The sequence below is a fragment of the Ruegeria sp. A5 genome (genome assembly GCF_056543005.1).
In genome coordinates this window covers 1-21,936 of the sequence record NZ_JBQGAV010000017.1, presented here as the reverse complement: position 1 = coordinate 21,936, position 21,936 = coordinate 1, and the positions used below count along the sequence as shown (strand labels likewise).

20 protein-coding genes are annotated in these 21,936 nt (G+C 54.7%); 15 read left to right on the top strand and 5 right to left on the bottom strand.

Translation table 11 applies throughout. The features are described from left to right. Positions 1-484 precede the first annotated feature (484 nt). The 3 genes from ACR0AY_RS20995 to ACR0AY_RS20985 all read left to right on the top strand — a co-directional run bounded on the left by ACR0AY_RS20995 (position 485) and on the right by ACR0AY_RS20985 (position 5,883). Positions 485-4,066 (top strand): adenylate/guanylate cyclase domain-containing protein, encoded by a 3,582-nt coding sequence (locus ACR0AY_RS20995; RefSeq protein WP_170516086.1) that lies wholly within the window; start codon positions 485-487, stop codon positions 4,064-4,066. 26 nt (positions 4,067-4,092) lie between these two features. Beyond that, entirely contained in the window at positions 4,093-4,350 is a 258-nt protein-coding gene (locus tag ACR0AY_RS20990; protein WP_058283661.1) for a DUF4242 domain-containing protein, read from the top strand. 117 nt (positions 4,351-4,467) lie between these two features. Further along, positions 4,468-5,883 carry an FAD-binding oxidoreductase gene (locus ACR0AY_RS20985; RefSeq protein WP_170516088.1) on the top strand — a complete coding sequence of 472 codons (1,416 nt, stop codon included), beginning with the start codon at positions 4,468-4,470 and terminating at the stop codon, positions 5,881-5,883. Positions 5,884-6,135: 252 nt separating this feature from the next. Here ACR0AY_RS20985 and ACR0AY_RS20980 read toward each other — a convergent pair whose 3' ends face one another. Further along, positions 6,136-7,029, bottom strand: a complete 894-nt coding sequence (locus ACR0AY_RS20980; RefSeq protein ID WP_170516090.1) for an AraC family transcriptional regulator — start codon at positions 7,027-7,029, stop codon at positions 6,136-6,138. Between the two features lie 166 nt (positions 7,030-7,195). On the opposite strand from ACR0AY_RS20980, the gene ACR0AY_RS20975 reads away from it, so the two are divergent. After that, entirely contained in the window at positions 7,196-8,149 is a 954-nt protein-coding gene (locus ACR0AY_RS20975) for an SDR family oxidoreductase (protein ID WP_170516092.1), read from the top strand. 389 nt (positions 8,150-8,538) lie between these two features. On the opposite strand, the gene mntR is transcribed toward ACR0AY_RS20975, so the two are convergent. Then, on the bottom strand, positions 8,539-8,991 hold the full coding sequence (gene mntR / locus ACR0AY_RS20970; protein ID WP_170516094.1) for a manganese-binding transcriptional regulator MntR: 453 nt from the start codon (positions 8,989-8,991) through the stop codon (positions 8,539-8,541). Positions 8,992-9,107: 116 nt separating this feature from the next. Between mntR and ACR0AY_RS20965 the strand changes: the two genes are divergently transcribed. The 4 genes from ACR0AY_RS20965 to phnE are packed head-to-tail and all read left to right on the top strand — an operon-like array spanning position 9,108 to position 13,331. After that, complete coding sequence (locus ACR0AY_RS20965) at positions 9,108-10,961, top strand: cytochrome c peroxidase (RefSeq protein ID WP_170516096.1); 1,854 nt, start codon at positions 9,108-9,110, stop codon at positions 10,959-10,961. Further along, the gene (locus ACR0AY_RS20960; RefSeq protein WP_170516098.1) at positions 10,961-11,821 is read left to right on the top strand and encodes a phosphate/phosphite/phosphonate ABC transporter substrate-binding protein; all 861 of its coding nucleotides are present in this window, start codon (positions 10,961-10,963) and stop codon (positions 11,819-11,821) included. Before ACR0AY_RS20965 ends, ACR0AY_RS20960 begins: the two co-directional genes overlap by 1 nt. After that, entirely contained in the window at positions 11,818-12,588 is a 771-nt protein-coding gene (locus tag ACR0AY_RS20955) for an ATP-binding cassette domain-containing protein (protein ID WP_170516100.1), read from the top strand. The genes ACR0AY_RS20960 and ACR0AY_RS20955 overlap by 4 nt, the downstream gene beginning before the upstream one ends. Beyond that, positions 12,588-13,331 (top strand): phosphonate ABC transporter, permease protein PhnE, encoded by a 744-nt coding sequence (gene phnE / locus ACR0AY_RS20950; RefSeq protein WP_170516102.1) that lies wholly within the window; start codon positions 12,588-12,590, stop codon positions 13,329-13,331. The genes ACR0AY_RS20955 and phnE overlap by 1 nt, the downstream gene beginning before the upstream one ends. 7 nt (positions 13,332-13,338) lie before the next feature. Here the strand turns inward: phnE and ACR0AY_RS20945 are convergent, their stop codons facing one another. Then, a complete protein-coding gene (locus ACR0AY_RS20945; RefSeq protein ID WP_170516104.1) occupies positions 13,339-14,088 on the bottom strand; it encodes a transglutaminase-like domain-containing protein in 750 nt (249 codons plus the stop codon). 97 nt (positions 14,089-14,185) lie between these two features. After that, positions 14,186-14,614, bottom strand: coding sequence for a MerR family transcriptional regulator (locus tag ACR0AY_RS20940; RefSeq protein WP_170392752.1), 429 nt, complete (start codon positions 14,612-14,614; stop codon positions 14,186-14,188). Positions 14,615-14,791: 177 nt separating this feature from the next. On the opposite strand from ACR0AY_RS20940, the gene ACR0AY_RS20935 reads away from it, so the two are divergent. The 7 genes from ACR0AY_RS20935 (at position 14,792) to ACR0AY_RS20905 (ending at position 19,186) form a co-directional block, all read left to right on the top strand. Beyond that, on the top strand, positions 14,792-15,391 hold the full coding sequence (locus ACR0AY_RS20935) for an SCO family protein (protein WP_480454553.1): 600 nt from the start codon (positions 14,792-14,794) through the stop codon (positions 15,389-15,391). A gap of 5 nt (positions 15,392-15,396) precedes the next feature. Next, positions 15,397-15,819, top strand: coding sequence for a disulfide bond formation protein B (locus tag ACR0AY_RS20930; protein ID WP_170392751.1), 423 nt, complete (start codon positions 15,397-15,399; stop codon positions 15,817-15,819). Continuing rightward, a complete protein-coding gene (locus ACR0AY_RS20925; protein WP_170516106.1) occupies positions 15,816-16,475 on the top strand; it encodes a thioredoxin domain-containing protein in 660 nt (219 codons plus the stop codon). Before ACR0AY_RS20930 ends, ACR0AY_RS20925 begins: the two co-directional genes overlap by 4 nt. 18 nt (positions 16,476-16,493) lie before the next feature. Continuing rightward, on the top strand, positions 16,494-16,973 hold the full coding sequence (locus tag ACR0AY_RS20920) for a copper chaperone PCu(A)C (RefSeq protein ID WP_170516108.1): 480 nt from the start codon (positions 16,494-16,496) through the stop codon (positions 16,971-16,973). Beyond that, complete coding sequence (locus tag ACR0AY_RS20915) at positions 16,973-17,599, top strand: SCO family protein (RefSeq protein WP_170516110.1); 627 nt, start codon at positions 16,973-16,975, stop codon at positions 17,597-17,599. Before ACR0AY_RS20920 ends, ACR0AY_RS20915 begins: the two co-directional genes overlap by 1 nt. After that, entirely contained in the window at positions 17,596-18,963 is a 1,368-nt protein-coding gene (locus ACR0AY_RS20910; RefSeq protein ID WP_170516113.1) for a M23 family metallopeptidase, read from the top strand. Before ACR0AY_RS20915 ends, ACR0AY_RS20910 begins: the two co-directional genes overlap by 4 nt. Positions 18,964-19,039: 76 nt before the next feature. Next, positions 19,040-19,186: a hypothetical protein gene (locus ACR0AY_RS20905; RefSeq protein ID WP_480454552.1), complete on the top strand. Its 147-nt coding sequence runs from the start codon at positions 19,040-19,042 to the stop codon at positions 19,184-19,186. Positions 19,187-19,279: 93 nt separating this feature from the next. On the opposite strand, the gene ACR0AY_RS20900 is transcribed toward ACR0AY_RS20905, so the two are convergent. Next, on the bottom strand, positions 19,280-21,613 hold the full coding sequence (locus ACR0AY_RS20900) for a heavy metal translocating P-type ATPase (protein WP_170516115.1): 2,334 nt from the start codon (positions 21,611-21,613) through the stop codon (positions 19,280-19,282). Positions 21,614-21,936 lie beyond the last annotated feature (323 nt).

Here is a 21,936-nt window from a genome sequence, read left to right as displayed (position 1 = left end):
GGTCCCATCATCACCGCACCTCCACTCTCAAAATCGAGTGAATCAGCGACAGGCAAACCAATCAACGGACTTTTTCAACACTATCTCCGCAGAGCAGACGTTCACTGTGCCAGGCATTAATGACCGCAATGCGGACAAAGCTGCCTATAAGTCAGTTTGTTGGGATGTGTGATAACGGCCCCTTAGCTGCCATTTGGCCCGGCCATCTGATGCCGCGGCGCGGCCCGTCGAACCTGCCGTTCGCTGCAAGCGCAAAATCTCAGGCCAGCCAATTTCGCACAATGCGGACAAAGTCGCCTTCAAAGGCAAAACATCAAACGCGTGCAGCCAATCAGCCAGTCGTGTAAATCTAGAACGCGGTGGCAAGAGCCGGAATTGTAGAGTGACCCGAAGATAAATGAAAGCAGACTCCATTCATTGAATAGTCAGTTCATTTTGAAAGCGTTTTCTTGATTAGTGCCGCGTATCTCAGCATGATCCAAAGATGTCGGCTGAAATAGACAAATGGTTAATTGATCTCGACCTGAGTCAGTACGCAGATGTTTTTGCGGAAAACGATATTGATGCGCGTGTTCTGCCACTACTATCTGGCGACGACTTAAAAGAGCTCGGAGTGAGCCTTGGTCACCGCAAAATCATCCTCGCTGCAATTCACGAGCTAGTCGGCCAACAGCAGGCAGCCTCGCCTTCACAAGCAGCTCGTGAACAAGCGCCCACCTCCGTCAATTCACAAAGTGATGATCCGCGCAAACAGAAGCATGTCGAACCGCCTACTGCAGAGAGGCGTCACGTAACTGTTTTGTTTGCCGATCTTGTCGGTTCGACTGAACTCACCAATCGCTTTGATCCCGAAGACATGCGGGACTTGCTACAAAACTATCAAGATGCCGTTGCAGGAGCCGTGAGCCGATATGGTGGCTACGTTGCAAAGTATTTGGGCGATGGTCTGCTCGTGTTTTTCGGATGGCCGCGGGCTTTCGAAGATCACGCAATTCGGGCGGTAAAAGCTAGTCTTGAGTCTGTTCACCGAGTCAAAGAACTCAAAACGCCTGACGGAGAGCCTTTGTCAGTCAGACTGGGAGTTGCGAGTGGTGATGTTGTGGTCGGCGATACCATTGGCGAAAATACATATGAGGAGGGGGCCATGACTGGTCCGGTCGTCAATCTTGCAGCACGGATTCAAGAACATGCAGAGCCAAACTCAGTCGTTTTGTCAGTTGAGGAAACCGAGACAGCTTTACATCGGATATTTGAGTTTAAATCTCTTGGGCAGGCAGAGCTTAAGGGGTTTGCTGAACCACGTAGTCTTCAGAAAGTGATGTCAGAACGCAGCGCGGAAAGCCGGTTTCAGGCCTCACATCGAGACGATGTCGACAGCGTCATGGTTGGCCGGGACTACGAAAAGGGAATTTTGCTGCAATCATGGCAGCGTGCTCAGAATGGCCACGGAGAAGTTGTTCTGCTCTCCGGTGAAGCCGGAATAGGAAAGTCGCGGCTTACAGAGGAATTCCTTGCTGAAATCACCGAAAACGACGAAGTCGATGTCATAAGGCTGAACTGTTCCCCCTATCTCAGCAGCAGCCCCTTTCACCCGGTAGCCCAACGAATATCCCAGGATGCGGGTGTTGAACCGGACTTTGATGACAATCTGATCCTTGAGCACGTCAGAAAAATGCTTGAAGGACGACCAGGGTTGGACTGGGAACAAGTTCTGCCTGTCTTTGCAGCGTTGGTCGCACCGCGTAGTGCGCTTGCCCAAAAGGTGCTCGAGATGTCACCGCAGGAGCAGCGCGACATAACAATCCAAACATTGATCCACACGGTACAGGTGCGGTCAAGCGTACGTCCGGTTATGCTGTGCGTAGAAGATGCTCATTGGATCGATCCTTCCACACAAGCATTATTGGAGCGCTTTAAGTCGATATGCACCGATCTTCCTCTGATGATCTTGATAACCCACAGACCCGGGTGGGAATTGGCCCGTGATGATGGGGACACACACGTTCAGTCTCTGGTTTTGCGCCGTTTCGATTCTGCGCATGTCTCAAACCTTGTCGAAAATATTACAGGCAAGAGACCGGACGAAGCTCTGATCTCTACAATAATTGAAAAAACCGATGGTGTTCCGCTATTCGTGGAAGAAGTGACCCGAGCCATTGTCGAATCCGGCGAGCAGGGGCAAGGCCACATACCATCGTCATTGAAAGGCGCGTTGATGGCGCGGCTCGACGCAGTTTCGCCAGAGGCAAAACAGGTTGCCCTTACAGGATCGGTTATTGGCCGGGAGTTTGAGCCGAGCATACTATGTGCCGCGAAAGGCTTTGAAGAATCTGATATCAAAAAAAGCCTCGAAGAGCTTTCGCGAACAGGCCTGATCTTTGAAAGCGGGCACAATCGCGGGCACTTCGTTTTCCGCCATGCCCTTATTCGCGATACCGCCTATCAGTCCATGTTGAGTTCAACCCGGAGGCAACAGCACGCAGACGTCGCGCGTGCTTTGATGCGGATAAGGTCATCTGAGATTGAGCGCCGCCCTGAACTGATCGCGCGCCACCTATCTGAGGCTGAGGACTGGAGTGCCGCGTTTGAAAAATGGCAGATTGCGACAGAAATGGCGTTGGTGCGATCCGCGAGCCAAGAAGCGATGACGAACGCCAAGGAAACTTTAAGAGCTGCCGAAAAACTTGGCTCAGACACCAATACAGAATTGATCAAAGGCAAGATTCTAGTCGGCCGCAGCCATGACAGTCTGGGCCAATTGCCAGAAGGGATAGCAGTTCTGAAGGACGCTTCCAACGCGGCCCGGGCCGTGCGCAACGTGGAGCTCGCGGCTGACGCAGCCAATCACTTCGCTGACTCTTGCATGATGTCCAGCGAAAGGCACAGCGAGGCGATCGAACTCTGTGATAATGCGCTGAAAGGTTTGCCCGATGATGATGAAGTCCGTCGGTGCAGATTGATGAGCCAACTTGCGCGCGCCCATATGTTTGTAGGTCAGTTTTCCGAAGGTGCCCGCTTCGGCCAGCAATCCATGGAACTGGCCGCAAAATTGGGCGACTATAAATCCCAGTTCTCAGTAATGATGATGCATTTTGGGGCACCCTTTGTTGCGCGTAAGGGAAGAGAAACCCGCCATTGGCGCGAAAATCTGGAGGCTATGCATGGTGTGGCCGAACATCTTGGCAGTATCGATCAGGGTCGAGACCGGACTCTCAGCTTGTTTGTAGGTGCCGAGATGGCAGACCGTGAGTTGATGGACCATTCTCTGGGCTTGCTCACCGAGATTTCGGAAAAGGACAATCATTTGCAACTCTACTGGGTTCAGAAACACGCACAGGCCATGGTTGCAATTATGGACGGCGATTTTGGCCAAGCGGAAAAACACGCCACCGAGGCCGTGAAGATCGGTCGAAAGACCCATGGGGAGCATGTTGAGGGCGTATACGGAGTTCAGATGTTCACTATCCGCCGCGAGCAAAACCGGCTGCACGAGGTCGCGCCTGTGATCAAGAAATTGATGACGGACAGTCCCGAAGACATTTCGTGGAGACCAGGATTTGGCCTTATCGCGGCCGAGCTCGGATACAAGGAACCCGCTGAACGTATACTGAATGAAATGGCCGACAATGGCTTCAATCTTCCACTCGACGCTATGTATTCAACGACCTTATCTTATCTGACTGACATATGTGTCGCCATTGAACATCAGGAACATGCCAAGACGCTCTATGATTTACTGGCTCCGTACGAAGAACTGACGATTACTGCAGGGGCAACGACGGTGTGCGCAGGTGCGGCGGCGCGACGCCTCGGCAGTTTGGGCACGGTTTTGAAAGACTGGGATGCTGCTGAGATGATGTTCCAGAAGGCTATAGAAATTGACACTCGCATGAAATGCCCACCTTGGATCGCTCACAGCAAGGCAGCTTATGCATCCGCATTGAGGCGAAGGGGACGCCCGAAGGATGTGGAACAGGCGTTTCAACTGGAAGGGGAAGCGTTGGCAATTTCGCAAGATTTGGGTATGGTTTCCCTAAAGTCAAAGCTCGAAGGAGTAGCGAGTTAAGGCACTTGAATTATTTGGGGGACTTTATGCCTAGGTACATAATTGAACGAAACTTTGCCGAGCAACTAAACGTCAGCGATGATGACAAAATTCACATCAAAGAAATCAATGACGAAGTCGGCGTTGAATGGATATTTTCATTTCTCAGTGCAGATAAGCGCAAAACATACTGCTTGTACGAAGCCCCTGATGAGGAGAGCCTCAGGAAGGCGGCTGAGCGCCTGAATATTCCTGCCGATGTCATAACACCCGTGGATCGGATTGATCCGGCAATATTCGCCTGACCAGCAGCCAATTTTACCCAACTCAATGAAACGACTTCGCGAGACAACGCGACGGAATTAACAATTAGCTGAGGCAGCCCTGCAAGAAGCCTGACCTGACTATTGGGAGGCTTACGCATGTTTGACCTGAAAACACTCGACGGAAGTACAGCTATTGTGCATCAAGACACCTTGGACGCTCTTGATGCATCACTTCGCGGCGGGGTCTACCAGAAAGGCACCCCGGAATACGAAGACGCAAGAACAACGTGGAACAGCATGTTCGAACGTTACCCAGGTTTCGTGATCCGCGCTCTGGGGGCAAGCGATGTGCAGAAGGCAGTGAATTTCGTGCGAGAGACCGACCTCGTTATGTCAGTTCGGTCAGGTGGGCATCAGATTGCTGGGCACGCTGTCGCAGATGAAACTGTGATGCTCGATCTGTCCCAGATGCGATCTGTTCACGTCGACCCTGTCAACAAGACCGCTCGGGTTGCGCCGGGAGCACTGCTTGGAGATGTGGATCGCGAAACTCAGGCCCATGGGCTTGCCGTTCCCGTTGGCATCAACTCAACCACGGGCATCGCGGGCCTCACCCTTGGCGGCGGCTTTGGATGGACCACTCGGAAATTTGGCATGACGATCGACAACCTGCTCTCAGCGGAAGTCGTGACTGCGGACGGAGCTATTGTAACTGCATCCCCTGCAAGTCACCCTGAACTTTTCTGGGCTATCCGCGGTGGGGGTGGAAACTTCGGTGTCGTAACCTCATTTGAATTCCAACTGCATGAGCTAGGACCCGATGTCCTGTCCGGCCTCATAGTTCATCCGATAGAAAATGCGCCAGAGCTCCTCGCTGAATTTGCTACGATTGCAGACAATTCCCCGGATGAGCTGACCGTCTGGAGCGTGATGCGGAAAGCGCCTCCTCTACCGTTTCTGCCAGCTGAGTGGCATGGGCGAGAGGTGCTGGTCTTTGCAGCCTGCTATAGCGGGCCGATGGAGGAAGGTGAAAAAGCTATGGCAGCATTACGCGCGCTAGGTGACCCAATCGCCGATGTGATATCTCCCCACAAATTCGTAGACTGGCAGGCCGCATTTGATCCTTTGTTGACGCCAGGCGCCAGAAATTACTGGAAGAGCCATGATTTCGAAGCGCTTTCTTCGGATGCAATCTCAGGACTCTTGGAAGCGATTTCCAGCCTTCCTGACCCGGCGTGTGAAGTTTTTATTGCCCATGTGGGCGGAGCAATGGCGCGCGTCGAGGCCGGTTCAACCGCTTACCCCCAAAGATCTGCTCACTTCATCATGAATGTTCACACGCGTTGGGAGGACCCCAGCAAGGATGCTCAATGTATCGAATGGGCGCGCAAGCTATACGACCAGATGCAACCGCATGCGAGCGGTAGTGCATATGTCAATTTCATGCCGGAAGACGAAGCAGACCACATGACCGGAGCGTATGGCGAGAATGGCGAGAAACTGTCTAAGATAAAGCGTAGTTATGACCCCACCAACTTGTTCAGGGTTAACCACAATATCTTACCTGCTTGATGGAATTCAGAACTGCATAAACTGATCCAGATTGATGTTGAGAATTTTGCCTTGGCGTCGCGCCGCATTTCTAGTTGGCTAGTTTTCAGGCCAAGTGGAGCATCCAAGCGACGATCGCGCTGATAATCATGCAACCAATGGGTTGTGGTTTCCGTAGATACGGCCAAGAATTTCAATATGTGTCCGCTTTGGGCTCAAGGCAGACGTTCCTCTAAACTCGTTGAACGTCTGCTGAGCGGACGCAAGACTGCCTCAAGCAACTTTAACCAGTAGTGTCTGCGCCTCACCCCATTGCCTCGGCGATTGCCCATACATGCGCCTGAACTCGCGACTGAACTGGGACGGGCTGACGTAACCAACGTCCATTGCGGCTTCGTTCACAGGCATCCCGCCCGCGATCTTCATGGCGGCTTTGTTGAGGCGCATCGTCTTGACGAACTGGATTGGAGTCATCGTCGTGACCTGCTTGAATTTGCGATGAAAAACCGCCCGGCTCATGCCCGCTCGGTTTGCCATATCCTCTATCGAGATCGGCGCATCCAGATGTGACGACACATGCGCAATTGAACGTGCAATGGCGTTGCCAGCACCAAATGCTTGCCGTGCGAAGGTGCCAGCTTCTCCCCTCAGGATCGCATAGAGCACCTCACGTAATCGCGCCTCGCCAAGAACTGCTGTATCCGTCTCGCTGTTTCCGAGCTGCAGTAGCCGCAGCAGAGCTTCAGTGAATCCACCGTCCCATCGTGCAAACCTAATTCCTGGCTCCCGCAGATCTCCTTTGACCGAAGGCAGAACGCCCCCGGCATTTTCCATCTCCATTGCCAACTCGGCCATGGCGCGTTGCTCAAGAGAGATCATAACCCCGTAGAGAGGGTTGTCATGCGAGGCCAAAGGCGTCCCCGCCTTGACCGGCATCGACATTGGGCAGCAGAGGTATTGACTGTTGTCATATTCGTATCTTCGGCCATCCAGAACGGCTTCCTTCACACCACTCACAATGGCCACGATGCAGGGCTCGTAAACGGCTGGAACACAGGGGATTGATTGCGTGGCGCGAAATAGCCGCACGCCCTTGATGCCTGTCTCGGTCAGCCCGTCTGTTTCGGTTCGGTTAGCGATGATTTGTTTAATCTGATCCTTGCTCATAAGAGCGATGTAAAGGCTCCAGATCGATGCTGACAACTATCTTGATATAATCGGGTAAGTATTTGCGATAATCTCGCCTGTTTCTGCGTTCTGATGAGAGCTACCTGCATTTCCATGCTTAAAAAGTTCGCTTGGCCCATGCGCCAACGCGGATAGGAGACAAAAGATGCCAGATACCACATTTGGACCCAAAGGCTGGATGCCTGAGCGCCTCGGCGAACTCTCCGGCAAGACCTACCTCATTACGGGTGCCAACGCCGGTGCCGGGTTCCAGGCCGCGCGGACGCTCCTAAAAAAGAACGCCAAGGTCGTGATGTTGAACCGCTCGGTTGAGAAGTCTCAGGCAGCTGTTGCGGACCTGAAAGCTGAGTTCGGCAGCGAGGCGGAAGTGAGCTTTATTCGCATGGATCTGGCCTCGCTGGCAAGCGTACGCGAAGCTGCGGAAGAAGTTTTGAATTCTGTTCCCCGGATTGATGCGCTCGTCTGCAATGCTGCCATCGCGCAGGTGCCGACCCGCAAGCTGACCGTCGATGGGTTCGAAAGCCAGCTCGGCACCAACCATTACGGTCACTTCCTACTCTGTGGTCTACTGTTTGAGCGGATCGAAGCCTCGAAAGGTCGGATCGTTGTTGTCGCCAGTCTTGGCTACAACATGGGCCTGAAGACGATCAAGTTCGACGACATGAACTGGGAAGAGGGTTACGGGCCGAATACCGCCTACTCGCAAAGCAAGCTGGCGCAAATGATGTTCGCTTATGAATTACAGGACAGGCTTGCCGCCGCAGGGCGCACCGAGGTCGAAGTCTATGTTTGCCATCCCGGCTCTTCGGCAACGTCACTGATCAGCACAAGTGGCAGTCGGACGATGCGGTTCATCTGGTGGCTCATGACCAAAACACCGATGGTTCAGACCGCCGAGCAAGGGTCCTATCCCGAAGTCATGTGCGCCGCCGAAAAGACTTTGACCGAACAACGCGCGCTCTACGGACCAACGGGCCGTCTTGAAGCCGTTGGCCCGGTTGGCAAGGGTACATTGAACCCACACGCGTATGACAAAACCGTCATGGCAAGGCTTTGGGAGGTCACTGAACAAGAAATAGGCTTGAAGTGGGAGATTTGATCCAACCGATCCCGCGCGGCTGGTAATGCTCAACCCACAACCGGACCTTCGTGCACCGTGCAGCATTTAGTAGAATGGGCTCATTGCGGGCGTTCTCTGCACGCAAGATCAATGGCTGCGATCAACCGAACTGAAGTGCTGGCGTTGCGAGAAAGCTTGTGCGTCGTAAAATCTCGCGAATTGGCATTTTGCCACTCAATGCCCAACGTTTCATGACACTCAAAAACCTCATGTGATCACTCCAAATCGCCCCAAACCAAACCGTTGGGGTATTGTGTTCACGTGGGTCAATTTTCAGTGAAAATCACGGAGCTTACCGGGTTACGTCTTGGCGGAAATCAACAGTTTGCTCTATTAATTTTTACCTAAACAATTGAAGATTCCAGTTTCTATTTTGTTTCATCAGCGCGCCTCACAAACCCTTTAAAAACTGCAAGAGTTTCTTCGCTTACATGATGCTCAATACCTTCAGCATCATGCTCTGCGACTTCCTTTGAAACACCCAAGGCGATCAGGAAATCCACGACAATTCGGTGACGCCTTCTACAAGCTTCCGCCAATTGACGCCCGGCATCGGTCAGTTGAAGTGAGCGGTAGGGAATTTGTTCTATGAAACCTTCTCGTTTCAAACGGGCCAAATTCTTCGAAACCGTAGGTTGGGTTACGCCCAGCCGCTCGGCTATTTCGACCGGGCGCGCGGAGCCATTCTGATGGATCAACTCCGCAATAAGTTCAACGTAGTCTTCAACCATTTCGCTTTGGTGGGCCTGTCGCACAGCCTCAAATCCACTCGCCTGAGTGTCAATAGTACGATCTGAATCTTGCGGTGTCGTTTCAGTCATCGGCTCACGATTAGGTCGGTAATCCAGTCACTAGTGTATGCACCTGAAAGCCGAACTTGACAATGAGCATGCCTTCATCAATAAATTAGACAAGGCTAACTTTAATAGACAGAGCTATGAAATATCTAATAGCGTCCACACTTCTTTGCGCATTGCCAGTGATCGCCGATGCCACGGCGATTGAAGAATCTCCTTGGGCTCCGCGCGCTGCCGCGTATCGACTGACCTTGTTCATGGGAAATCTAACCCCGGTTCCCTGGGATGAAATTGAGAGGAGTTGGACCTCGCCCGCACCTGGCAGTGACATTCAGGTCGCTCCATTGTCACGCGTTTCCGACAAAGAGGCGCTTGCGATCAACCAAGCTATGCAAGCCGAAGATCTCCAGGCGCTGTTCGAAGCAAGCACAATTGCCATTGCTGAGGGAATCCTGCGCCATCTGGATGTCGCAAAGACCGCGTTGGGTCAGCCTGAAGCGGCACGCGAGGTTGCACAAGCGGCAGCTCTGTTCCGCGCATTCGAAGATGGTATCAAGGCTGCGGATGCGTCGGCGGCTCGCGATCTGGGCCGGGCATGGCTGGTTCTGAACTCCACCCTTGGCAGCGCAGGAGTACTGGGCAATGGTGCACAAACGGTGGATGCCGACCAATTTGCGGAGGCTCAGGCCATTGTCGCTGCCTATATTCGTGCCAACTATCTGCCATCCGAGTATGCCCAACGCGACAAGTTAACACCGCTGCCTGAAACAGTTGTGCTTTCCGGCGAACAAATCACAATGCCCGCCACGCTGCCGCCAGGGTCGAACATCGGAGATCAGGCGCAGCTGCCGCGGCTGGTTCTTCAGTTTGAAGAGGCGGGTGAGGATGAAGCCAATCTACCGCTGGTGGCCTATGGCGATATGCTGTTCGACAGCCCTGAAATCTTCGGCGGCCCGGCGCGCGAGTTAGGCATCGCCTGCTCGACCTGCCACAACCGCTCCGACGTGAACCGGGATTTCTTCATTCCCGGCCTGTCATCCCATCCGGGTGGGATGGATGTGGACGGTTCGTTCTTCAATCCAATGTTCAATGATCGGACCGATGATCACTTGGATACGCCTTCCATGCGCGGCATCCGCTTTACCGCACCTTATGGCCGCGACGGGCGCGAACCCAGCCTGCGCCGGTTCATCCGAAATGTGATTGTGACCGAATTCGCGGGAAAGGAACCAACGCCGTTCCAACTGGACGCGCTGGAAGCCTATGTCAAACAGTTCGACTTTCTTCCCAACCCAAAGATCGATCGGTCCGGTAAGCTGACGGATCTGGCGTCAGATGACGCCAAGCGCGGGGAGGTGCTATTCAACACCAAATTTGCAGGACTTGGTGACAAGTCCTGCGCTTCGTGTCACACGCCTGACCGTCAGTTCCGCGATGGTCTGACCTACGACATCGGCAGCGCTGAACCACCATTCCCCGGCGGCACGGCTTCTGCGTTCGAAACCCCGACGCTGCGCAACGTCAATTTCACTGCACCTTACATGCATGACGGATCGCTGCCGACGCTGGCCAGCGTTGTTGACTGGTTCAATGATACCAAAAATTTGGGTTTGGACGAAGCACAGCGCGCAGATCTGACGGCCTACGTCGAAGCTGTTGGAGACGGTGAAGAACCCTATCAAGTATTCGAGGGTCGCAACAGCGTATTCCGCTTGTCCTGGGAGGAACTGACAACATTCGCCAGCACGCTCGATACCCTGCTGCCGATGCAGGATGCCGAAAACATAGCGGTTCTGATCGACACGGTAGCTCCTGATCTGGCGGCGGATGCCAGTGTCATGGTCAATCAGAACGCCAAGTCCGAAATCTACGAATTCGCCGCGATCCTGCGAGCGGTTGGCGATGCCAGCGCCGAAGGAAACTGGACCGAAGCCACCCGCCAGTGGGAACTGTTCAAGGCCATGCAGGCCGAAATTGACGAGAGGATGTTCTGATGTTGTCGCGCCGCAATTTTCTGGGTGCTGCAGCCGCATCTGCAGCCCTGCCCGTAATGGCTGCAACTGACCAGGGGCTGAAGCTGGCCTTCATCCCGCAGGAGAACCCCGAAAAGCTATTGGGTGACATCAACGTCATCACCGGCTGGCTTTCAGAGCAGATGGGCGTCCCGGTCACTGGGTTTGTCACGTTCGACCACGCTGCTGCCGTTGAGGCGCTGCGCAACGGTGATGCCGATATCTCGTTCATGGGAGCGTTGCCCTTTGTGTTGGCCGAAGACCAGATCGGCGCCGTACCGCTCTTATCCGAGGTTTATCGCGGGCAACCCAGCTATTCGGGCCGTGTCTTCGTGCGACGTGACAGCGGTATCGAAACGTTGGCCGATCTCCGGGGACGTGACATTGCCTTTTCTGATCCGGTCTCGGAATCCGGTTACATCTATCCGCTTGATCTGTTTGTGCGCGCCGCGCTGTTCTCGGGCACGGGCGATGCTGACAGTTTTTTCGGGCAGAAATTTTTTGCCGGTGGTTATCAGCAAGCGATGCAGGCCATGGCCAACGGACTGGTCGATGCTGCGGGCGCGAGCCAGTATGCAGATCTCTACCTGACTCCGGATCAGCAGGCCGAGATCAAGGTGCTCGCGGAATCAGAACAAATTCCCAGCCACGCAATCATTGCCCGCCCTGATCTGGACGCCGGGCTGCAGGCAAAGTTCATTGAAACCATGCTGCGCCTCAACGAGAGTGAGAACCGTCACCTGCTGGCTTACCTTTACGGCCCGGACGGCTATCTCCCTGCAGATCCATCGGTTTACGAAGGCGTGCGCGAGACTGCGCGGCGGTATGGGTTTCTGAAATGAACCCTGTAGTTTCACTCAACGCGGTATCGCAGCACTTTGCCAGTGCGGCAGCTCTTTCAGATGTTTCGCTGTCGGTGCAGCCCGGTGAAAGCGTCGCGCTACTCGGTCCTTCGGGTGCGGGCAAATCAACGATGCTGGCGTTGTTGGACGGTCGTTCGAGCGGTTGGCAGGGCGAGGCACAGGTGCTGGGCAAGCCACTTTTGGCAACAGGAATTCCATCCCGCGAGGACCGTGCCAATACTGGCTTTGTCTTCCAGGAATTCGCATTGGTTGATCGGCAGAGTGTTTATCAGAATGTGATGAACGGTCGGATGGGCCGGATGAATATCTGGTCCTCACTCTGGGGTCGGTTCCGGGAAGAGGACCATATGTGCGTGACACGGGCGCTTCAGGATACGGGGCTGTCCGATCTGGCAAGCCGCCGAGCCGATCAGTTGTCGGGTGGACAACGGCAGCGCGTTGCGATTGCCAGATGTCTGGCACAAGAACCCGAGTTGATTCTTGCGGATGAGCCCGTCAGCAATTTGGATCCTGCTCACGCCGAACGAATTCTGAGCCTGATCACCAGCTCTGCACGTAGCCGCGGAATCGGCGTCATTTTCAGTTCGCATCAGCCAGACCTGTCGCGCCGCTTTGCCGAGCGCATAATAGGCCTGCGAGACGGCGTCGTATTGTTCGACAAACTGTCTACCCAATTGACCAGCGGGGACATCGATGAACTGTATCACGGTGCCAGTGTCACATCGGGACTGCGTGTAGTCAGTTGATGGGTCGATCTGTCATTTGGGTCATGCTGGCACTGGCGATCCTGTGGTCGCTGACCAGCGGGGATATGGGATTGGGCAAGCTGCCAGGCGCGGGCCCCCGTCTGGCAGAGTTTCTGGGGCGCATGATCCCACCTGACCTGTCCGTTTGGCGCGAGGTTCTGACGGGGCTGGCCGAGACACTGAGGATCGCCATTCTGGGAACATTGTTCGCTGTGATCCTGTCGGCGGGACTGGCCGTTTTGGCCTCTGAAACTATGGTGCCAGCAGCGATCTGGCGTCCCGTCCGTGCCTTGCTTGCGGTTATCCGGTCGATCCCACTGATCCTGGTCGCTATGCTAATGGTGGGCGCTGTTGGGTTGGGCCCGCTTCCCGGTATACTGGCAATCACATTTCACGCGACCGGCATGTTGGCAAAGTTCTATGCAGAAGCCATCGACAATGTTGCCACCGCTCCTGTGGCGGCGCTTGAAAGCGCAGGGGCCAACAGAATTCAACAGTTGCGTTGGGCAATCTGGCCGCAGATGGCGCCTGTGATCGTGCGCGATACCGTATTTCGGTTTGAGCTAAATCTGCGCGAAAGCCTGATACTGGGCATTGTCGGTGCCGGTGGCATCGGGTTGTATGTACAAACCTACGTGCGGTCGTTTCAGTATGAAAAGGCTGCGACCGTGACGTTGGCAATCATCGTTTTGGTTTTATTGTCAGAGGCACTGAATACGGCCTTGCAAAAGCGCTTAAGTTGAGGCCCCGCTATACATTTCCGTGTGTATGCGTGGCCGCCATTCGAGCCTTCAGCTTCCCATTGCGCAGGGATCGAACGCGCGCGTTCATCCAGTGACGGAATATGAAGCGATAAAGCCAACCCCGAATGCTGCCGAAACTTTGCGCATGATCAGCATAGAACGCATCCGGACTATCAAAAACGCCAAAATCCTTCACGATTCCGGTTTTCTGAATGTACGTGTCACGACCTTCCCATTCGACCTGAGGGGTGCTCAAACAACGGGTACCCGCCCCATAACCGCACAGGCTTTCTGTTTCTGCAAAGTTATGCTGCAAGGCCTCCAGGTATGGCTGATCCAGAATAAATCCTTCGAGGTTGACCCAACGACCGTCTACTTCGACTTCGACCCACGAATGCAAGATTTCTTCTGGCGCCAGCGGATAAATCAATTCGGGAACCACACCCCTCTGCAACTCTTTGTGGATCATAAAGCCATGCAAACGGCATCGAATACCGCTGCCGCGAAACAGTGCCATCAAAAGAGTGCCCTTGGTATTGCATTGCCCAAAGCCGTTAGCGAGCACCTCTGAAGCCGGGATATCGTCAGCACGGTTGTAACCAAAGGCAATCTCGTTACGCACGAAATCATAAATAGCGCCAATTCGATCCGAAACAGGCAGATCGGGCCAGCGCCGTTCCTTTATGAGCCCCAAAATTGCGGGTGTTTCAAAATCAAGCAGAGATGTGGCGGTTAGCAACGGGTTTCGGTTCAGCATTTGGTCTCTCGTCGAATCAACTCAGAAAGACTTGTAATTGCTACAGTGACTGTAGTTTCAAGAGGCTATTTCCAGTTCGCAACAACGCTGCCCAGGGTTACGCGCCGATGTCTTCGTGATCAGTAAGACATTCGGAGTGATCGCGTAGAACTTCGAGTACACGACAATCCGAAGTGTTGCCGCCACTGCATTCATGCACCATGCGCTCCAGCTCGGTCCGCAACGCTTCTAGCCGCGCCATTCTTTGCTCAATCTGTTTGAGTTGCCGGCGCGCAATACTGTCGGCTTCATGACATGGGCGATCCGGATCGTCGGACAAATCAAGCAGTTCGCGTATCGCCTCAAGCGAAAACCCCAATTGGCGGGCGTGACGGATAAAAGCCAGGCGATCCAGTTCGGTATGGCCATAACGCCGCTGGCCACCCTCGGTGCGCCCCGGTTCCGGCATAAGTCCGATCTGCTCGTAATAGCGGATCGTCTGAACCTTGGTTCCGGTCTTTTTTCCAAGCGTTCCGATCGTCAGCATCTGGGTCTCCTTAAAAAGCTACAGCTTATGTAGGCTCGGGTTGACGCCGCACAATAGAACCTTCCAGCCGGTGGACCTGTGACACCCAGCCGCAGGCTCAAAATCCCCTTTGAACCTCTAGCAGGTAGAGGGTGTACATGCCGTTCTGAACCAAGAATCACAGGCGGACGGCTAACTTTGAAACTGACCGTATTTCAAAAAATCTTATGGGTACTGGCTGGTGTCGCAACGGCGGCATTTGCCTATCTGATGCTGTGGTCAGAATATAGACCTGCGCGGATTGAGGAGGGGTCTGTTCCGTTCGAAGCCAGGTTCGAACTGACAGATCACTCTGGTGTTGTCCGCACCCAGAACGACTTTGCAGGCAAGTGGATGTTGGTGTTTTTCGGTTTCACCAACTGCCCCGACGTTTGCCCTACAACACTGTCCGAGGTGGCAGCAGTGCAGGAAGGTCTGGGAAATCAATCAACCCAAGTGCAACCTATCTTCATATCCATCGACCCCGAGCGCGATACTCCGGCCGTGCTGGCCGAGTATGTGCCACTTTTCGATGCGGGGATCATTGGGCTTACAGGCACGCCGGAACAGATTGCGGAGACGTCCAAGACCTTTCCGATTTTCTACGAACGGATCGAACAAGCTACTGCACCGGACGGGTATACGATGGGGCATACCTCTCATCTGTTTCTGTTCAACAAGGACGCTGGATTCGTTCAGTCCTGGTCATATGGCACGCCAGCCGAAGAAACTCTTGCGGATCTGAAACAAAGACTCTGAGCACCATGTCCCGGTTTTCCAAAGATACACTTCTTGCCCTGGCCTGGACGATTGCCCTGGTTGCGTCTCTTTCTGTTCTGTTCATTGGAGAGATCTTGGGGCAGAAGCCCTGTGTGCTTTGCTGGTTCCAGCGTGCGTTCATGTTCCCATTGGCGATCGTACTGGGGCTTGGCCTGTGGTGGCAGGACCAGAACGTGGGCCGCTACGGAATAGCACTGGCATTGGGGGGCGCTGCTGTCGCCTTGTGGCACATGGGCCTGTATGCTGGTCTAATCCCCGAAAAAATCCAACCATGCTCGGCCAGCGGTCCGTCCTGCACGGATGCAAATCAAACTGTTTTGGGCATCCCGATTCCGCTGATGGCGCTCGTTTCATTCGCGCTAATCGGCGTTCTGTGCGCCCTTTCACTCAAGGAGAAACAAGTATGAACAGACGTGGCCTGATTTTGTCCGTTCTCGCATTCGGTGGTGCCGGATTCGGAGCCGCTTCCTGGTACGTGAACCGTCCGGCTGCTTCAGGCAACACCGAGCCTGTCGCACCCGAAATCGCTGAAACACTTATCCGTTCCTACTCGCCTGTTCTCGGCCCAAAGGACGCACCGGTTACAATCGTCGAATTTTTCGATCCGGCTTGTGAAGCCTGCCGCGCCTTTCATCCGGTCGTGAAGGACATCATGGCACAGCATGGAGACGCCGTGCGCGTTGTGATCCGGTACACCCCTTTCCATGGCGAGGGCTCAGAGGAGGCGATCCGCGTGCTTGAAGCAGCACGCATGCAGGGGGTCTTTGAACCGGTACTGGAAGCCGTGTTGCGAGAGCAGCCCAAATGGGCCGCGCATGGTGCGCCTGAGCCTGGTCTTATTATTCGAATTGCAGCAGCGGCGGGACTGGATGCCGAGGCAGCGCAGGCACAAATGCTTGCGCCCCAGACAGTCGGTGTTCTCAATCAGGATCGCGCTGATGTCGAAGCGGTCGGTATAAGGCAAACTCCGACATTCTTCGTCAATGGCAAATCTCTGGATCCGTTTGGTGAGGCTGAATTGAGACGCCTGGTCGCTGCAGAAGTTGCAGCACTGCAAAGCTGAGCAGTAGCGAGAGGTACTATGAGACTCACTGCAAAAAATACACTTCTGGCAGGTGTGCTTGCCGCATTCGGCACCACTGCCATTCTCTCGGCACCGGTTCTGGCAGGGGGCGACGATGTTGTCGTTGAAGATGCCTGGTCGCGCGCTTCAATTGGCACCAACCGACCTGGCGTCGCTTACATGACGATCAGCAACACCGGCAATGAGGCCGTCACGCTGACGTCTATCCGCACCGATCTTGCGATGATGCCCGAGATCCATCAGACATCGACCAATGCAGAGGGCGTCAGTTCCATGGCACCAGCTGGCGAGCTGGAAATTGCGCCGGGTGGTTCCGTAGCGCTTGAGCCGGGCGGGCTCCACGCAATGCTCATGCGGCTGCAACGCCCTATGACCGAAGGCGAGAGCTTTACGCTGACTCTGATCTTTGCCGATGACACAGAAAAGACCGTCAACGTGCCGATATTTGGTATTGCTGCGCGAGGCCCTGGGAACTGATGCAGCGGCGACGCATTCTCACATTCGGGGCTGCTGGACTTGGTGTAATCGGCCTGACACTCTTTGCCGGATGGTGGCAAGTGGATGGGCCGGGAGCGGCTCAATCTGATCGCCTTCGTCCCCTTGCGTTGTCAGACATGAACTTTCGCATGGTTGATCACGAAGGGACCACCGTCACCCCGCAATCGCTCGTCGGACGTGCAACAATGGTGTTCTTCGGCTTTACCTACTGTACGGATGTTTGCCCGACGACTCTTTCGGATATTTCCCTCTGGCTGGATGATCTGGGCAATGACGCGGATGAATTGAACGTCGTGTTCATAACCGTAGACCCTGAAAGAGACACAGTCGAATCTATGGCCGACTATGTCAGCTACTTTCATCCGGCTGTCCGTGGGTGGGTCGGCGTTTCGGACCAAATCGCTCAGGCCGCAGACGATTTTCGCGCCACTTATGAAAAAGTTCCAATGGAAGATGGCGACTACACAATGAACCACACTGCAAGTGTATTTCTGTTTAGCCCCACAGGCGAATTTGTCAGCACCATCGACTATCATGAGCAGAGAGAATTCGCTGTGCCCAAGATCCGTCGTGCTTTGAAAAGTGGAGCGGATAAAACATCATGAACGCACGGTTTCTAGCAACCTCGGCAATCGCGATCAGCAGCGTCTCAATTGCTTCGATCGTGTTCATTGCCTCGAACAGGTCTGAAGTGACGGCGCCTGCGCCCACGGTCTTTCCGGTGCCCAAGCTTCCTGCGGAACCGCAGATCACATCGGCTCCGTTGCTGAACGTACCATCAGCAGAACTCGCTCCAAGCCCCGTTTCGTTTCGACCTGCTCAACCGGAACCCATTCAGGCAGAGGAACCTTTGCCACCTGTTGAACCGCCTTCACGGACATGGACGCGCGAACTTGCGTTGGGCGACACGCTCGACAGTTTGCTGTCTAAAGCCGGGATCAACGCAACCGATCGGGCCGAAATCGCACTTGCGCTTGGCGCTGAATATGATTTGCAGCGTTTGCGCCCGGGTCACTCGATAACAGTCGTTACAACCGCAGCGGATCAACCGCAGAGCGTGGAGCTTGCGGTGGAAGATGGTGTAAGAATCGAGGTGCAACTCAGCGAAACGTTGTCCGCGCGCGTGGTCTCGCCAGAACCCGACACCGTCATTCTTGCCCGCAAAACAGAGATCGAAACTTCGATTTCAAATGCGCTGAGTAGCGCAAAGATCCCGGTTCGTTTTGCGGTGGATCTGGCGCAGATGCTGAGCGGGACAGTGGATTTTCGGAGGGATCTGACAGGTGGTGAAGCTCTCCGTCTTCTCTGGCGCGAAAAGAGCATCGATGGCGAGAGAACAGGCCAGCCAGAACTCATTTTTGCGGCGCTGGAGGTTGATGACCAACTTTATGAAATAGCATGGCCAGATGCCGAAAATGGCCGCGCCACAATCTATGTAGATGGTGAGCTTCTTCGCGTCTTCTCGCAGCCAGTCGAGGGCGCGCGCCTGAGTTCTGTCTTTGGTCGGCGGAAGCACCCGGTCTACGGAAATGTTCGGATGCATACAGGTGTCGATTTTGCTGCCGCACGTGGTACTCCGGTGCATGCGACGGCCCCGGGCCGCGTGTCTTATATTGGTTGGCGCGGGGGGTATGGGCGTGTGGTCGAAATCGCTCATGGATCGGACACGGTCACGCGATACACGCATCTTAGCGCAACCGCCGATGGTCTGACCAAAGGTCAGCGCGTGGAGGCGGGCCAGGTGGTTGGTCGTGTCGGGTCGACCGGCACCGCGACCGGCCCAAATCTTCATTATGAAGTATTGGTCGACGGGCGCCCGACAGACCCGCTTTCTGACGATCGACTTGCTGCCGCTGCGAATGACAAGGTAGAAAACGAAGCAGCGCAAAAGCGATTAAGTAGTGCACGGGCACAGCTTGAGAAGCAGCTGGGCGATCTCACTGCCAAGAAACGCGAAGCTAACTCGTGAGAGTTCTTTCAGAACGCCTTCAGACGCGCGGCTATCAGTTTGACGGTTTGAACGCCTGAAGTGAACTGCACCGCAAATGAACAAAATCAGAGGATGTAAGATGATGGCAATCGCGGGTGCCTTGGTTGGCGCCGTTTGGGGTGGGGTCCTGGCAAAGCGCCGGAATGACAACAGCCTTGATATTCTTCGTATGCTGCAGGATACGCCATCGTTTGTGGCCTGATTGCGTTCTTTCTGTCGATCGCAGTTGTGCGCTTGATGTAACGCGCCGGTAAGCGAGGTGAAAGCCGGACACCTTGAAGTCCGGCTTCCACTCTTATGTGGTCGCAGCGTCTATTCCCTGCGTGCCAAGGGTATTTGCCGCAGTCTGGGTGGTGTGATCTTCAGGAACTTTCAGAAGCCGCAAGGCGTTGGCTACGACCAGCAATGACACTCCGACATCCGCAGCGATGGCGCCCCACATTGATGCCAGCCCAAAACCCGTCAGAATGACAAACAGCGCCTTGGTCGCAAGTGAGAAGCCGATGTTCTGACGGATGATCGACATGGTTCGACGTGAATGATCGATCAGCCAGGGTACTTTGCCGATGTCATCAGTCATCAGAGCAATGTCTGCAGTCTCAATAGCAGCATCAGATCCAACTGCACCCATCGCAACTGCATAATGTGCCCGAGCCATCGCAGGTGCGTCGTTGACGCCATCGCCGATCATCGCAACCATCTCGTGCTGTTCTGCCAGTTCCTCAATCGCAGCGACTTTGTCCTCCGGCAGAAGTTGGGCCCGGACTTCGTCGATACCGACTTCGGCTGCTACCGCTCTCGCTGTTTGTTCGTTGTCACCAGTCAGCATGATGATTGACTTCACGCCCTGCGCATGAAGCCGGGCAACGATGCTTCGGGCTTCGGGTCGAATGCGGTCCCGCAGCTCAAGCAAACCGGTTAACCCGTTCTCATCCCCGACAACAACAAGTGTGCTTCCCGCGCTTTCGATTTGGTTGCGCAACTCGGCAGGGATGGACGCGCCAAAGCCTTTCACTACAGCGAAGCGGTCGGAGCCAAGCCAGATATCTCCACGCTCGGTACGGCCTTCCAGACCACGACCGGGAACGGTTCGGATGTCTTCAGCCGCGGATATCGAAATGTCGGTCTGTTCTGCCCGGGTCAAAATGGCGCGGGCCAGCGGGTGTGAAGACCGAACCTCAAGGCTTGCAGCGTTCGCCAACAGCTCTTGCTCGGATGCGCCGCCCAGCGGATAGACATTGGCCACTTCAGGCTCACCCATGGTGATCGTGCCGGTCTTGTCCATGGCCAGTGCGGTGGTACGCCCGGGGGCCTCGATATATGCGCCGCCCTTAATCAGAACCCCAGCCCGGGCCGAAGCGGTCAAAGCCGCAACGATTGAAACCGGTGTGGAAATGACGAGCGCACAGGGGCAGGCGATAACCAGCAGAACAAGTGCATTGTAAAACCAGAAGCCCCACGATGCGCCAAATGTAAGCGGTGGGATCAGGGCGATGGCCACTGCGACGACCATAACGATGGGCGTATAGATCCGCGCAAATTTTGTAACCCACTGCTCAACCGGCGCGCGGCGAGCATGAGCATCACCGACCATCCGGATGATCTTGGCAAGCACGGTGTCTGACGCTGTTTTCGTCGCACATATTTTGAGGGTGCCCTCACCATTGATTGTGCCGGCATAGACCTCATCACCCAGCTCTTTGGGAATCAGCGCGCTTTCACCCGTGATTGGAGCCTGGTCAACGGCACCAGCCCCTTCGATGACTTCCCCGTCAAGTGGAATGCGATCCCCACCCCGAACGATGAAGCTGTCACCGACAAAGACATCCGCCGCCGGGACCGTTGCCTCAGAACCGTCAGCACGAACCAGCCGAACCGTCGGGGGGGCCAGATCAAGCAGTGCGGATACCGCGTTCCGAGCACGTCCGACACTCCAGCTTTCCAGATAAAGAGAGAGCGAGAAGAAAAATGCTACAGTTGCCGCTTCAAAAAACTCACCCAGAGCGATGGCACCAGCGACGGCAACAACCATCAGAAGGTTCATATCCGGCGAAAGTCGACGCGCCGAAGACCAGGCCTTAGGGGCCACCAGCCAGACGCCAAACAAGATCGCGACTGCGAACAAAGCTGCCTCGGCTAAAGGCATCGGAACCTCACCATGTCCCGAGAACAGCCCGAGCGCACCGCCCATGCCGGTTTCGAAAATGTGCCAGCCAAAACCTGCTGCCCAAAACCCTCCGCTAAGAGTGGTGAACCGCCGCTGACGTGCAATATGCGCCGCCTGGTCCTTGGCGGCATTTCCGTCATCCCATGGTTTGGCGGTCATACCAGTACTCGCAACCAGCAGCATGACATCTTCGTCAGATAACTTGGAAGCACTATCAAGAAGCGTCATCCGACCGTTGATCACATCAAATGCAAGATGCTCTTCGCCACCTGCTTTCGGGCCGACGACACGGTTCAGGATCGCCACCTCTTCGGCGCAATCAAGGCCAGAGACCTGAAAGCTTCTACCACCTTCAGGAATTGGACCGGCGGGGGCGATGTCGCCACACCCGCCGCTACCGCATGCGTGGTGACCATGTTTGTTTTCGTGGCCCTGGTCGTGGCTATGGGTATCGGATGACATGATTGGACCTCAAGAATCTCTATGGTCCTTTGTAAATAGTTCCTACAGTAACTAGAGCTTCAATACCTTTTTATATTTTTTTCATCCGGGTTCTTTGCCTGCGATATTGTTAGTTCATTTCGTCTTGCGGGCCGGCCGTGTGGATGCAATCTAATTGCAGATGACGCAAAAAATTTGGAACAGATCAATGCAGAAACGGATCGCAATTACCATCACGTTAGTCTCGATTACGGCCGGTTGCTCAGCCCAGTTCACAGGGGGCAAGAGTAAAGCACTTGAACCAGGCAATCTGCCGGATTCAGTTGTTGCGCTGGCAGAGCCGG